General features: G+C 67.1%; 14 protein-coding genes. 6 read left to right on the top strand and 8 right to left on the bottom strand.

The genetic code is table 11. The annotated features are described in order from the left end of the window. Positions 1-158 precede the first annotated feature (158 nt). From LL06_RS04505 to LL06_RS04480, 6 genes are all read left to right on the top strand, one after another. Positions 159-1,328, top strand: a complete 1,170-nt coding sequence (locus tag LL06_RS04505) for a substrate-binding domain-containing protein (protein ID WP_201772312.1) — start codon at positions 159-161, stop codon at positions 1,326-1,328. 66 nt (positions 1,329-1,394) lie between these two features. Beyond that, positions 1,395-2,159 (top strand): ABC transporter ATP-binding protein, encoded by a 765-nt coding sequence (locus LL06_RS04500; RefSeq protein WP_035522806.1) that lies wholly within the window; start codon positions 1,395-1,397, stop codon positions 2,157-2,159. Then, positions 2,152-2,874, top strand: a complete 723-nt coding sequence (locus tag LL06_RS04495; protein ID WP_035522804.1) for an ABC transporter ATP-binding protein — start codon at positions 2,152-2,154, stop codon at positions 2,872-2,874. Before LL06_RS04500 ends, LL06_RS04495 begins: the two co-directional genes overlap by 8 nt. A 46-nt stretch (positions 2,875-2,920) precedes the next feature. Then, entirely contained in the window at positions 2,921-3,907 is a 987-nt protein-coding gene (locus tag LL06_RS04490; protein WP_201772311.1) for a branched-chain amino acid ABC transporter permease, read from the top strand. Position 3,908: 1 nt separating this feature from the next. After that, a complete protein-coding gene (locus tag LL06_RS04485) occupies positions 3,909-4,973 on the top strand; it encodes a branched-chain amino acid ABC transporter permease (RefSeq protein WP_035522799.1) in 1,065 nt (354 codons plus the stop codon). A gap of 14 nt (positions 4,974-4,987) precedes the next feature. After that, a complete protein-coding gene (locus tag LL06_RS04480; protein ID WP_152599493.1) occupies positions 4,988-5,749 on the top strand; it encodes an alpha/beta fold hydrolase in 762 nt (253 codons plus the stop codon). Between the two features lie 33 nt (positions 5,750-5,782). Here the strand turns inward: LL06_RS04480 and LL06_RS04475 are convergent, their stop codons facing one another. From LL06_RS04475 to eutC, 8 genes are all read right to left on the bottom strand, one after another. Beyond that, positions 5,783-6,139: a phosphate acetyltransferase gene (locus LL06_RS04475; RefSeq protein WP_035522797.1), complete on the bottom strand. Its 357-nt coding sequence runs from the start codon at positions 6,137-6,139 to the stop codon at positions 5,783-5,785. Beyond that, entirely contained in the window at positions 6,139-6,495 is a 357-nt protein-coding gene (locus LL06_RS04470) for a MaoC/PaaZ C-terminal domain-containing protein (protein WP_035522795.1), read from the bottom strand. Before LL06_RS04470 ends, LL06_RS04475 begins: the two co-directional genes overlap by 1 nt. After that, positions 6,492-7,976 (bottom strand): AMP-binding protein, encoded by a 1,485-nt coding sequence (locus LL06_RS04465; protein WP_035522793.1) that lies wholly within the window; start codon positions 7,974-7,976, stop codon positions 6,492-6,494. Before LL06_RS04465 ends, LL06_RS04470 begins: the two co-directional genes overlap by 4 nt. Then, positions 7,969-8,751 (bottom strand): enoyl-CoA hydratase/isomerase family protein, encoded by a 783-nt coding sequence (locus LL06_RS04460; RefSeq protein WP_052161207.1) that lies wholly within the window; start codon positions 8,749-8,751, stop codon positions 7,969-7,971. The genes LL06_RS04465 and LL06_RS04460 overlap by 8 nt, the downstream gene beginning before the upstream one ends. Next, entirely contained in the window at positions 8,748-9,338 is a 591-nt protein-coding gene (locus LL06_RS04455; protein WP_035522788.1) for a TetR/AcrR family transcriptional regulator, read from the bottom strand. The genes LL06_RS04460 and LL06_RS04455 overlap by 4 nt, the downstream gene beginning before the upstream one ends. Positions 9,339-9,496: 158 nt before the next feature. Then, positions 9,497-10,486 carry a N(2)-acetyl-L-2,4-diaminobutanoate deacetylase DoeB gene (doeB, locus tag LL06_RS04450; RefSeq protein WP_035522785.1) on the bottom strand — a complete coding sequence of 330 codons (990 nt, stop codon included), beginning with the start codon at positions 10,484-10,486 and terminating at the stop codon, positions 9,497-9,499. 7 nt (positions 10,487-10,493) lie between these two features. After that, entirely contained in the window at positions 10,494-11,681 is a 1,188-nt protein-coding gene (doeA, locus tag LL06_RS04445) for an ectoine hydrolase DoeA (protein ID WP_035522781.1), read from the bottom strand. Between the two features lie 30 nt (positions 11,682-11,711). Further along, positions 11,712-12,704, bottom strand: coding sequence for an ectoine utilization protein EutC (gene eutC / locus LL06_RS04440; RefSeq protein WP_035522778.1), 993 nt, complete (start codon positions 12,702-12,704; stop codon positions 11,712-11,714).

Genomic DNA, 12,704 nt, shown 5'->3' with positions numbered 1-12,704 from the left:
TGCCCGGACCCCGGCCCACGCCCTTCCCGCCTTCGGCCCAGTCCCCTCCCGCGCCCTGTCGCACGGCGTTCGCGGCTTCGGTTGAACCTTGACATGAATATTGATTCATGTTTCATGTTTTCACCATTGTTCGCTCAGGGGAGGAGACCCAAATGAAGATGAGAACGCTACTGGCAAGCGGCGCCGCAGCCGTGCTGCTGACGGTCCCGGCGCTCGCCGACATCAAGATTGCGCATGTCTACGGCAAGACCGGCGCGCTCGAGGCCTATGCGGCGCAGTCGCATGCCGGGCTGATGCTCGGCCTCGAATACGCTACCGACGGCACCATGGAGATCAACGGCGAGAAGATCGTCGTCATCGAGAAGGACACCCAGCTCAAGCCCGACATCGGCAAGGCTGTGCTCGCCGAAGCCTATGGCGACGACGAGGCCGACATCGCCGTCGGGCCGGTCAGCTCGGGCGTCGCCCTGGCGATGCTGCCGGTCGCCCAGGAATACGAGAAGATCCTCGTCGTCGAGCCGGCCGTGGCCGACTCGATCACCGGCGCGGACTGGAACCGCTACATCTTCCGCACCGGCCGCAATTCCTCGCAGGACGCCATCTCCAACGCCGTGGCCCTGGGCGGCGAAGGCGTGACCATCGCCACGCTGGCGCAGGACTACGCCTTCGGCCGCGACGGCGTCGCCGCCTTCCGCGAGGCGCTCGCCCCCACCGGCGCCAAGATCGCGCACGAGGAATACGTGCCCACCGACACCACCGACTTCACCGCCGCGGCGGAGCGCATCTTCAACGCCATGGAGGGCGTCGAAGGCAAGAAGAAGCTGTTCATCATCTGGGCCGGCGGCGGCAATCCGATGGGCAAGATCAACGCCATGGATCCCAAGCGCTTCGGCATCGAGATCGCCACCGGCGGCAACATCCTGGCGGCGCTGACGGCCTACAAGGAACTTCCGGGCATGGAAGGCGCCACCTATTACTACTACGAGATCCCGAAGAACCCGGTCAACGACTGGCTGGTCAAGGAGCACATGGCCCGCTTCGGCTCGCCGCCGGACTTCTTCACCGCCGGCGGCATGGCGGCCGGCATCGCCGTGGTCGAGGCGATCAAGAAGGCAGGCTCCACCGACACCGAGGCGCTGATCTCGGCAATGGAAGGCATGGAGTGGGAAACGCCCAAGGGCACGATGCGCTTCCGCAAGGAAGACCACCAGGCGCTGCAGGCGATGTATCACTTCCGCACCGAGGTGCAGGACGGCAAGGACTACGGCGTCCCGGTGCTGGTGCGCGAGATCGGCATCGACGACATGGACATCCCGGTCCGCAACTGAGGCCCGAAAACCGCGGGCGCCCGCTATGGCGCGCCCGCGGCATCTTCTTCTTCCGATGGGTGCGCCATGACACAGACGCTTCTGGAAACGGACAGCCTGACCGTCCGCTTCGGCGGCCATGTGGCGGTCGATGCCGTCACCTGCAGCTTCCGGGCCGGAGAGCTGACCGCGATCGTCGGTCCCAACGGCGCCGGCAAGACAACCTATTTCAATCTCATCTCCGGACAGGTCACCGCTTCCGCCGGCAGCGTCCGGCTGATGGGCGAGGATGTGACGCGCGACCCGGTGGCGGTGCGCTGCCGCAAGGGCCTGGGGCGCGCCTTTCAGTTGACCAACCTGTTTCCAGATCTCACCGTGCTCGAGAATGTGCGGCTGGTGATCCAGGCGCGTCGCCGCATGGGCTTCAATCTTTTCTCCATGGCGAGCGCGCATACCGAGCTCACGGTCGCGGCAATGGCGGTGCTGGAGCGGGTGCGGCTTGAGCCCCTGCGCGACCAGAAGGTCGGCGCGCTCAGCCACGGCAACCAGCGCAAGCTCGAGGTCGCCATCCTGATCGCGCTCGATCCGGTGGTCTACATGTTCGACGAGCCGACCGCCGGCATGAGCGTCGACGAGGCGCCGGTGGTGCTCGACCTGATCGCCGAGCTCAAGGCCGACACCGACCGCACCATCCTGCTGGTCGAACACAAGATGGACGTGATCCGCTCGCTCGCCGACCGCATCATCGTGCTGCACAACGGCGCGCTCGCCGCCGACGGCGACCCGGCCACGGTGATGGCCTCGGACGTGGTGCAGGAAGCCTATATGGGACGGGACCTGGCCGATGTCTGATCCGATCCTCGAACTCTCCGGCGTCCACACCGACATCGCCCAGTACCACATCCTGCAGGGCGTCGACCTGGTCGTGCCGCGCGGCGGCGTGACCATGCTTTTGGGCCGCAACGGCGTCGGCAAGACCACGACGCTGCGCACCATCATCGGCCACTGGCAGGCGAAATCGGGCAGCCTCCGCTTCAACGGCACGCACATCACCGCCATGCCGACGCCGGCGCGCGCGCGCCTGGGGATCGGCTTCGTGCCCGAGGACATGGGCATCTTCTCCGACCTCACGGTCGAGGAGAACATGGTGCTGGCCGCGGCCTCCGGCCCGCTCGAGCAAGCGCGGCTCGAGTGGATCTTTTCCGCCTTCCCGCCGCTCAGGACTTTCTGGAAGTCGGAAGCCGGCAACCTGTCGGGCGGGCAGAAGCAGATGCTGTCGATCGCCCGCGTCATGGCCGAGGAGCGTCAGCTCTATTTGATCGACGAGCCGACCAAGGGCCTGGCGCCGGCGATCGTCTCGACCATGGCCGGCGCGCTGCGCGACCTCAAGACCAGGGGCGCGTCGATCCTGCTGGTGGAACAGAATTTCGCCGTGGCCAAAGCGCTCGGCGACACGGCGGCGGTGATGGATGACGGCCGCATCGTCTGGGCCGGAACGATGGCCGAACTCGCCGGCGACGCGGCGCTGCAGGAACGGCTGATGGGCCTGAGCATGGAGGCGCACTGAGATGACCGCAGCACCCGGGCACGCGCCCAAGATCTCGGCCCTGTCCATGACCCAGTCGATCGGCAAGATGATGCCGCTGCTGCTGGTGCCGATCCTGGTGGTGCTGGGCTTCCTGTCGATCGGATCGACCTCGAGCTGGCTCACGCTCACCGTCTCGGGGCTGGCCATGGGGATGATGATCTTCATCATGGCCTCGGGGTTGACCTTGGTGTTCGGGCTGATGGACGTGATCAATTTCGGCCACGGCGCCTTCATCTCGGTGGGCGCCTATGTCGGCATCTCGGCACTGCTGGCGCTCGAGGGCTGGACCGGCGCTCCTTCGCTGGTGCTCAACGTGGCGGCGGTGCTCGCCGCGGTGGTCGCCGCCATGTGCGTCACCGGCCTCCTCGGCTGGGGCTTCGAGCGGGTGATCGTGCGCCCGGTCTATGGCGCGCATTTGAAGCAGATCCTGGTCACCGTCGGCGGCCTCATCGTCATCGAGCAGCTGATCCAGGTGGTCTGGGGACCCGACGAGATCTTCCTTACCCGGCCGGAGATGCTCAAGGGCGCGGTGACCTTCGCGGGGGCCGCGATCGAGAAATACCGGCTGCTCGCCGTGGTCTTCGGCCTCGCCCTGTTCGTGGCGATGCGGCTGGTGCTCAAGCGCACCAAGATCGGGCTGATCGTCCGCGCCGGCGTGCAGAACGGCGAGATGGTCGAGGCGCTCGGCTACCGGCTGAAGCTCGTCTTCATCGGGGTGTTCGTCGCGGGCTCCGCGCTTGCCGGGCTGGGCGGCGTGATGTGGGGGCTCTACCAGGAGGTGATCACCGCCGGCATGGGCGAGGAGATGATGATCCTGGTGTTCATCGTCGTCATCATCGGCGGGCTCGGCTCGGTCGAGGGCGCCTTCATCGGCGCGCTTCTTGTCGGACTGCTGCAGAACTACGTGGCGTTCCTCGAACCCAAGCTGGCGCTGATTTCCAACATCGCGCTGATGACCGCCATCCTGATGTGGCGGCCGCAGGGCATGATGCCAGTCGTGAAGGCGAAGTAAGATGGCGGCACAATTCCTCAACCGGACCCTGTCGGGCGACCGTCCACGCTCGCTGATCCTTACGATCGTCCTACTGGCCATCCTCATTGGGCTCGCCTTCGCGCCGTTCCTGTTTCCGGGCGTGCGCTCGCTCGAGACGGCGGCGCGGATATGCATCTTCATCGTGCTGGTGGCGAGCTACGACCTTCTCCTGGGCTATTCCGGCATCGTCAGCTTCGCCCACACCATGTTCTTCGGCCTCGGCGCCTATGGGGTGGCGCTGGCCTCGACCCATATGGGGCGCGGCTACGATGCGCTCCTCGTCGGCACGCTCGCCGGCGCCGCGGCCGCGGCCGTGCTGGCGCTGATGATCGGGCTGTTCTCGCTCCGCGTCCGGGCGATCTTCTTCGCGATGATCACGCTCGCCGTCGCCTCCGCCGTGGCGGTGCTGGTAAGCCAGCTCTCGGGGCTGACCGGCGGCGAGGACGGGCTCAATTACCAGATCCCGCGCGAGCTCACCCCGGCCTTCAAGCTCGGGGAACTGTTCGGGGTCAACATCTCCGGCAAGATCCTCAACTACTATCTCGTCTTCTTCGCCTCGCTCCTGCTGTTCCTGCTCCTGCTCCGGGTGGTGAACTCGCCCTTCGGGCGGGTGCTGCAGGCGATCCGCGAGAATGATTTCCGCGCGGAGGCCATCGGCTACCGGGTGGTGTTCTACCGGACGCTCGCCACCTGCCTGTCGGCGGCGGTGGCAGCACTTGCGGGCAGCCTGTTCGCCATCTGGCTGCGCTATGTCGGGCCCGACACGACGCTGTCCTTCGAGATCATGCTCGACATCCTCCTGATGGTGGTGATCGGCGGCATGGGCACGATGTATGGCGCGGTGATCGGCGCGACGCTGTTCGTGCTGGCGCAGAACTATCTGCAGAACCTGATGGGCATGGCCTCGGGCGCCACCGAAGGCTTGCCGCTGATCCCGCAGTTGCTCGATCCCGACCGCTGGCTGTTGTGGCTCGGCGTGCTGTTCATCCTGAGCGTCTATTTCTTCCCCACCGGCATTGTCGGACGGCTCAGGTCCGGGGATTGAGGGTGGCGCTGGACATGCCCCGGCCGCGCCCGCTGGTGCTGCTGCATGGCTGGACCATGCGCGGCGCGATCTTCGACGATCTCATCGCCCGGCTGCCCGCCTCGCTCGTGTGCCACGCGCCGGACCTTCCAGGCCACGGCGCCCTCGCCGACCGGGAGCCGTCGCTGGCAGCGTGCGCGCAATCGGTGGCCGATCTCATCGAGACCCATGATCTCGACGACGTGCTGCTGGTCGGCTGGTCGATGGGCGCCGCGGTGGCCTGGCGGTTCCTCGCCGAGTTCGGCGCGGACAGGATCGCGGGCCTGGTGACGGTGGACATGAGCCCGAAGCTCGGCTCCGGGCCCGACTGGCCGCATGGGCTGATCGGGCAAAGCGAGGCCGATCTCGCCGCCACCACCGAGCGGATGATCGCCGACTGGCGCGGCATGAGCGAGGCGATCGCCACCACCATGTTCGGCAGTCGCGAGGGTGCTGCCGGTTACAGCCGGCAGGCGGCGCTTGAGCAGATACTGGCGAATGACCCTGAGCGGATGATCGCCATGTGGCAGGCGATGACCGCCATGGACTACAGGCCGCTGATCGGGCGGATCGGATGCCCGCTCCTCGCCGCCTGTGGCGCCCGGAGCCGGGTCTATCCGGCCTCGGCCGCCCAATGGCTGGCAGCCACGGCCTCGCGCGGCGAGATGCATGTCTTCGCGGAGTCAGGCCATTCGCCGCATCTGGAAGAGCCGCAGGCCTTTGCCGACCGGTTGGTGGAGTTCGCCGGCAGCCTCTGACCGGCGCGGCCAATCCCGTTCAGGCATATATAATTATGCCGTCACGTCCTTCGCCTTGACCAGTGACCGGCCCTCGCAGATCAGCACGCCCCTGGCGTCGGTGCAGGTGGCCCAGAGATCGACCAGGTGCTTGTCGGGGCGAAGCCGGGTGATCTCGACCCTGGCGGTCAGTTCCGTGTCCGGGGCGGCCTTGGCGAGGAACTTCAGGTCCTGCTTGAGGTAATTGGTGCCCGGACCCGGCAGGTGGACGCCGAGCAGGTAGGAAAACAGCGCCGCGATCAGCGGTTCGGGCACGGTGGCGGGAACCGCGGACCCGCCGAGTGACGCGAAGCCTTCGAGATCCGCGCGGCTGTAGCTGCGGCTTGTTTCCGCCGCCTGTCCGAGTTCCATCACGCCACCTCCGTTTCGCCGACCAGCAGCTCCGCCCCGTCCTCGGCCCTCAGCGCCCGCACCGTGAGCGTCCCCGGGCACACGCCGCTGACGGTGAGCTCGACCTGCTCCCCGGTGTAGCAGGGATTGGGAAACATCATCGTCTGGCTCACCTGGGTGATTTCGGGATGGGCGGCGGTGAGCATGCCCCACAATTTCGTGTAGATCAGCATGCCGTGGCTCACCGTGCGGCCGAAGGCGGTCCGGGCCGAAAACGCCGGATCGACATGGATCGGGTTGTCGTCGCCCGAAATCCTAGCAAACAGGTCGAATTCCGCCTGGGTCGGCGTCCAGGCGGAGGACAGATCGATGATCATGGCAGCAGGCTCCTCAGGTCGGGTTTGCGCACCTTGCCCGCCGCGGTGCGCGGCAGGTCCTCGACCAGCGTCACCCGGACGGGCACCTTGTAGGCGGCCATCCGTTCCCGGCTCCAGCGCCGCAGTTCCTCGGGATCGAGGCTGGCGCCGGGCCGGGCGATGATGAAGGCCGCGCCGACCTCGCCCCATCGCGTGTCGGGCATGCTGATGACGGCGGCCTCAAGCACGTCGGCATGTTCGTTGAGCACCCGCTCGACCTCGGCCGGGTAGACGTTCTCGCCGCCGGAAATATACATGTCCTTGATCCGGTCGATGATGAAGATGTAGCCGTCGGGGTCGCGGCGGCCGACATCGCCGGTCCTCAGCCAGCCGTCGTCGGTGAAGGCCTCGCGCGTGGCCTTGTCATTGCGGTAATAGCCCGGCGTGATGTTGGGGCCCTTGAGCTGGATCTCGCCCGCGCCGGGCTCGCCGGCGGCGACGCCGTCGAGCCGCATTTGGGTCAGCATCTGCGCCCGGCCGACGGAGCCGATCCTGGTCTCGGCATTGTCCGGATCCATCAGGAACACGGTCGGCCCGGTCTCGGTCATGCCGAAGCCGTTCAAGACCTTGGCGCCGTGGCCGGCGAAGAAACGGATCAGCGGCTCGGGCAAAGGCGCGCCGCCGCAGCCGCACCGCACCGTGCTCCAGTCGATTTCGCCCACGTCTGGGAGCAGGCTGAAGGCCTGGTAGATCGCCGGGACGCCGAAGAACTGGCTGATCCGGCCCTGCCTGAGAAGATCGAAGATCTGGCCCGGCTCGAATTTCGGCAGCACCGTCGAGCATCCGCCCATCAGGAACAGCGGCAATGTGTAGAGATTGATGCCTGCGGTGTGAAACAGCGGCAGGAAATTGACCGAACGGTCGTCGCCGGTCATCCGCGTCGCCTGGGAGATGTTCACCGCATTGGCCCAGGCCATCCGCGCGGTCTGGATCACGGCTTTGGGCCGGCCCGTCGTGCCCGAGGTGAACAGGAGGTACCAGGGCCTCGTGGCGGGAACGTCTGCGGCGATCGCGGGGGCCGGGGCCGCGATCCATCCCGCCAGATCGGTTTCCATGCCGAAAAGCGGCAGCGCGCAGGCCTGCGCCACGTCGGCGGCGAGCCTCGCATGGGTCGCGTCGTGGATCAGCGCGCCGGCGCCCACGGGCTCCAGCGTTTCCACCAGTTCCGGCGCCGGCTGGCGCCAGTTGAGCGGGCAGAGGATGATGCCGGTCTTCTGGCAGGCAAACAGCGTGACGAAGAATTCGACGCGGTTGAGGCAGAGCATCGCCAGCCGGTCGCCCTCGCCCAGGCCGGCTTTCTTGAGACCGGCGGCGACGCCGTTGGCGGCCCGGTCTATCTCGTCGAAGCGCCACTGCCGGCCGCTCTCCGCATCGACGAAGGCTACGCTGTCGGGCGATATCTCGGCGCGCTTGGCCGCCATGTCCGGAATGTCGTCAAACATCGCTCCTGCCTCCCAGGCCCACGAGAAACCGCTCCATGCCGCGCAGCGTTTCGGGGCGCGCGATCCGGTCGAGGAAGGAAGCGGTTTCTGCCTCGAGCCGCGCATGGATGCTTTCCCGGCGCGCCTCATCCCAGATCAGCGCCTTGGCGGCGAGACGCACGCCGAGCGCGCCGTGCGATGCGAGAGCCTCCGCGTCCGCCTCCGGCGTGTCCGAGACGGCGGTCGCCAGGCTCATGGCGCGCAGGCCTTCCGCCGACAGCCGCCGGTCCGACTGCAGCCATTCGAGCGCGCGGCCGGCGCCGATGCGCTCGGGCAGCAGCGCGGTCCAGCCGCCATCGGGCGCAAATCCGACCCGGGAATAATAGGGCTGCACAAAGGCGTCGGGCGCCAGCACCGCGAGGTCGGCCGCAAACAGCAGCCCGGCCGATCCGCCGGTGATCGCCCCGCGCGCCGCCACCACGACAAGCCGCTTCATGGCGATCAGGCGGAGGACGAGCGCCTGCAGCGCCGGCACCACCTCGGCTGCATAGGCCGTGGCCTCGCCGCTCAGGCATGCCGCCTGGAAGGCGCGGACATCGCCGCCGCTCGAGAAATTCGGCCCGCCGCAGAGCAGGATCACCTTGGCGTCGGCTGCTTCGGCGTCGTCGAGCGCGCGGGCGAGGTCGGCGAGCAGTCCCGGCTCCAGCGCATTGGCGCGGGGCGCGCGCATGGTCAACCGGGCGCAGGTTCCGCCGTCGGGCAGGCCGGTCATCTCCGCCCTCACAAGCCCTGTCATGGCGCCAGACCGTCCCTTATCATCGAGAAGGCCTCGTCGACCACGTGGTCGATGTCGGAAGTGTCGTCCCACAGCACGTAGCGCTCGCCCAAAGTCTTGGCGATGCCCATCAGCGCCCAGGCGCGGACCTCGGCGTCGCCGGGCCTGAGCTCGCCCGCCGCGGCGGCTTCGCTCAATTGCGCGGCATAGGCCCGGGCGAAGCTGGTGAAATAGGCCTTGTAGGCGTCGGCGTCGATGAAGCGGGCTTCTTCCACGATGCGGTAAAGCGACGGCCGCTCGATGACGAATTGCAGGAACGCCTTGAGCCCGGCGCGCTCGGCTTCGAGCCGGTTCGGCGCGCCGGCCACCGCCTTGGTGATGACGGCGCGGGTCAGTTGCCCCATCTCCAGGACCAGCTCGCGGAACACGTCTTCCTTGCCGGAAAAATAGATGTAGAAGGTTCCGAGCGCCGTCTTCGCATGGCGGGTGATGTCGGCGATCGAGGCCGCGGAGAAGCCCTGCGCCCCGATCATCGCTTCCGCGGCGCGCAGGATCTGCTCGCGACGGGCGACGCCTCTCTTGGTTCTCGGGTAAGCATTGGTCGACATTCAACATGAATACTGATTCATGTTTCAATTTGCAAGAGCGTCCTCACGCTTCGCCCACAGCACCGACGCCGCGGATCGGCGGATCGATCCTGCCGACCGGTCACGGCAAAAGCCCCGCGCGCCGGGAGGCACGCAGGGCATCGTTTCGGGAAAGAGGCTCAGACCGTGACCGCGACCACCGCCATGCAGTCGCCCGACTTGACCAGGCCGGGGCAATGGCGCGACACCAGGATGCCCGACCGGTTGGCGCGGTAGTCGATCGGCGGCCGGCCGGTGCGGTCGAGCGGCCAGACCCGGGCGATGATCTCGCCCTTCTCGACCGGATCGCCGAGGTTCTTCATCGATTCGAACAGGCCGTCGTCCCGGCCGAACACGAAGCAGTCGTCGTCGGGCATGTCGAGCATCACCGACGGCCCGGTCTCGAGCTCGCCCTTCAGGATGCCGGCATGCTTCAAGACGTTGCGCACGCCCTTCTTGGCGATCGCGTTCGAGCGCGCCGTCGAGGTGCCGCCGCCGCCGAGCTCGGTGGTGACGAAGACCTTGCCCTGGTCCTCTACGCTGGTGTCGTACATGCCGACCGTGTCGATCTCGAGCATGATCATCGAGTAGGGTGCGTTGAAGGCTTCCACCGCGGCGACGCAGGCTGCCTGCTGCTCCTTGTTTTCGAGCACATGGGCGGAGGCGAAGGGAATGAAATCCAGCGTCCGGCCGCCCGAATGGAAATCGAGCACGATGCTCGCCTCCGGCAGCAGCACGGTCTGGAAATAATCGGCGATCTTCTCCGTCACCGTGCCGCTCGGCGAGCCCGGGAAGGATCGGTTCATGTTGCCCCGGTCGATCGGCGAGGTGCGGGTGCCGGCGCGGAAGGCCGGATAGTTCATCGCCGGCACGATGATCACGCGACCCTCGATGTCCTCGGGCCTGAGCGTCACCGAAAGCTCCATCAGCGCGATGGGGCCTTCATATTCGTCGCCGTGATTGGCGCCGGTGAGCAGCGCCGTCGGGCCGACGCCGTTCTTGATCACCGTGATCGGGATCATCACCGAGCCCCAGGCGGAATCGTCGCGGCTGTAGGGCAGCCTCAGGAAGCCGTGATGGGCGCCGTCCTCGTGCAGCGGAATGGTGGGTACGATCGGGTTGGCGGGCATGTTGCACTTAGTCCTTCACGAACAGCCGGCGGGGCACATTGGCGAGGCACTCCGGTCCGGTCTTGCCGATGACGATGCTTTCGGTGATCTCGAAGCCCCAGTCGTCCATCCACAGCCCGGTCATGAAGTGGAAGGTCATGTTCTCCTCGAGCACGGTCTTGTCGCCGGGCCTCAGCGACATGGTGCGCTCGCCCCAGTCCGGCGGATAGGAAATGCCGATCGGGTAGCCGGTGCGGTTGTCCTTGGTGATCCCGTATTTGTTCAGAACCTTGAAGAAGGCGTGCGCGATGTCCTCGCACAGGTTGCCGGCCTTGGCGGCTTCGAGCCCCGCCTCCATGCCCTCGAGCACGGCCTTCTCGGCTTCGATGAAGGTTTCGGTCGGCTTGCCCAGGAACAGGGTGCGCGACAGCGGGCAGTGGTAGCGCTTGTAGACGCCGGCGATCTCGAAGAAGGTGCCCTCGCCCGATTTCATCGGCTGGTCGTCCCAGGTCAGGTGCGGCGCCGAGGCGTCCGGGCCCGAGGGCAGCAGCGGCACGATCGCCGGATAGTCGCCGCCGAAGCCGAGCCCGTCGTCATAGCGCAGCGCCGCCTCGTAGATGTCGGCGACGAGATCGCATTTGCGGTAGCCGACCTCGCATTTATCCGTGATGGTCTTGTGCATGCGTTCGACCAGGCGGGCGGCCTTGCGCATGTAGTCGAGCTCCTGGGCCGACTTGACGGCGCGCTGCCAGTTGACCAGCGCAGTGACGTCGGAAAACTTCGCGTTCGGCAGGTGCTTCTGCAGCGAGGCGAAGGCTGCGGCCGAGAACCAGTAATTGTCCATCTCGACGCCGATGCGCTTGCCAGCCCAGCCGCGTTCCTCGAGCTTGCCCGAGAGATAGTCCATCGGATGGCGCACCGCCGACTGAACGTAATGGTCGGGATAGCCGATGATGCGGTCCTCGGCGAGATAGCAGGTCCGCCGCGCGCCATTGGCGTCCTGGCCGCGGCCGAACCAGACCGGATCGCCGTCGGGGCCCACCACCACGCATTGATGGACATAGAACGACCAGCCGTCATAGCCGGTGAGCCAGGCCATGTTGGACGGATCCGAGACGATGATGACATCGACCCCGGCTTCCTCCATGGCCTTGCGCGTCTTGGCGAGGCGACCGGCATATTCGTCGCGGCTGAAATTGAGGACTGGCGCGGGCATCGGGGAAGGTCTTCCTTTCTGGGTATGGGATCAGTTGGCGAAGTCGGCGCCGGCGCCGAGCATGAAGGCGCGGCCGAGCGCGAAGGTCGCGATTGCGGTGTCCTGGACGCCGGTGCCGGTCAGGTCGGCTAACGTGATGGCCTCGTCGGAGATGCGGCCGTTGGCCTTGCCGGCGACGATGTCGCCGAGCTCGGCGAAGCGGGTTTCGGCCGAAACCGCGCCGCTGGCGATCGCCGCCCGCAGTTCGCCGAGCAGCCTCGTCTGCGACAGCCTGTCGGGGACATAGGGATCGGCGCGCGCGACGCAGGCCGGGTCGATCTCGTTCTTGTGCTCCTGGTCCGATCCCATGGCGGTGATGTGCTGACCGGGCCTCAGCCACTCGGCACGCAGCACCGGGCTGGTCGCGGGCGTGGTGGTGACGATGATGTCGGCTTCAGTCACGGCTGCCGCCAGATCGTCTGCCACGCGCACCTCGATGCCGAGGTCGCCGGTCATCTCGGTGGCGGCGGCCGCGGCCTTGTCGGCGTCGCGCGCCCAGATGGTGGCGCGCTCGAGCGGACGCACCAGGCTCAACGCCTTGAGCTGCAGCCGGGCCTGGCAGCCCGCGCCCAGGATGCAGGCGCTCGACGCATCTGCGCGGGCGAGATGGCGGGCGGCCACCGCGCCGGCGGCCGCCGTGCGCACATCGGTGAGGTAGCCATTGTCGAGCAGCAGCGCCTCGAGCATCCCGGTCCTGGCCGAGAACAGCACCATCAGCCCCGAGGTGCTGGGCAGGCCCAGCTTCGGATTGTCGAAGAAGCCCGGCGAGATCTTGATGGCGAAACTGTCGATGCCGGGGACGAAGGCGGTCTTGACGTCGACCTCGCCGTTGAACGGCTTGATCGCCATCGACAGAATCGGCGGCATCACCACATCGCCGGTGGCGAGCGCCGCGAAGGCGTCCTCGACGCAGGCGATCGCGTCGAGATCGAGCGCCACCGCGCGGCGCAGATCTGCTTCTGTCAGAATCCTGATCTTCGCCAT

It is taken from the genome of Hoeflea sp. BAL378, from assembly GCF_000759435.1.
GTDB lineage: Bacteria > Pseudomonadota > Alphaproteobacteria > Rhizobiales > Rhizobiaceae > Hoeflea.
Note: the sequence above shows the minus strand (reverse complement) of the source record. Positions and strands in the feature narration are given on the sequence as shown.

Coding starts and splice junctions, on each gene's coding strand:
- LL06_RS04505 (WP_201772312.1), top strand. CDS start 159: ATGAGAACGCTACTGGCAAGCGGCGCCGCAGCCGTGCTGCTGACGGTC.
- LL06_RS04500 (WP_035522806.1), top strand. CDS start 1,395: ATGACACAGACGCTTCTGGAAACGGACAGCCTGACCGTCCGCTTCGGC.
- LL06_RS04495 (WP_035522804.1), top strand. CDS start 2,152: ATGTCTGATCCGATCCTCGAACTCTCCGGCGTCCACACCGACATCGCC.
- LL06_RS04490 (WP_201772311.1), top strand. CDS start 2,921: ATGACCCAGTCGATCGGCAAGATGATGCCGCTGCTGCTGGTGCCGATC.
- LL06_RS04485 (WP_035522799.1), top strand. CDS start 3,909: ATGGCGGCACAATTCCTCAACCGGACCCTGTCGGGCGACCGTCCACGC.
- LL06_RS04480 (WP_152599493.1), top strand. CDS start 4,988: ATGCCCCGGCCGCGCCCGCTGGTGCTGCTGCATGGCTGGACCATGCGC.
- LL06_RS04475 (WP_035522797.1), bottom strand. CDS start 6,139: ATGGAACTCGGACAGGCGGCGGAAACAAGCCGCAGCTACAGCCGCGCG.
- LL06_RS04470 (WP_035522795.1), bottom strand. CDS start 6,495: ATGATCATCGATCTGTCCTCCGCCTGGACGCCGACCCAGGCGGAATTC.
- LL06_RS04465 (WP_035522793.1), bottom strand. CDS start 7,976: ATGTTTGACGACATTCCGGACATGGCGGCCAAGCGCGCCGAGATATCG.
- LL06_RS04460 (WP_052161207.1), bottom strand. CDS start 8,751: ATGACAGGGCTTGTGAGGGCGGAGATGACCGGCCTGCCCGACGGCGGA.
- LL06_RS04455 (WP_035522788.1), bottom strand. CDS start 9,338: ATGTCGACCAATGCTTACCCGAGAACCAAGAGAGGCGTCGCCCGTCGC.
- doeB (WP_035522785.1), bottom strand. CDS start 10,486: ATGCCCGCCAACCCGATCGTACCCACCATTCCGCTGCACGAGGACGGC.
- doeA (WP_035522781.1), bottom strand. CDS start 11,681: ATGCCCGCGCCAGTCCTCAATTTCAGCCGCGACGAATATGCCGGTCGC.
- eutC (WP_035522778.1), bottom strand. CDS start 12,704: ATGGCGAAGATCAGGATTCTGACAGAAGCAGATCTGCGCCGCGCGGTG.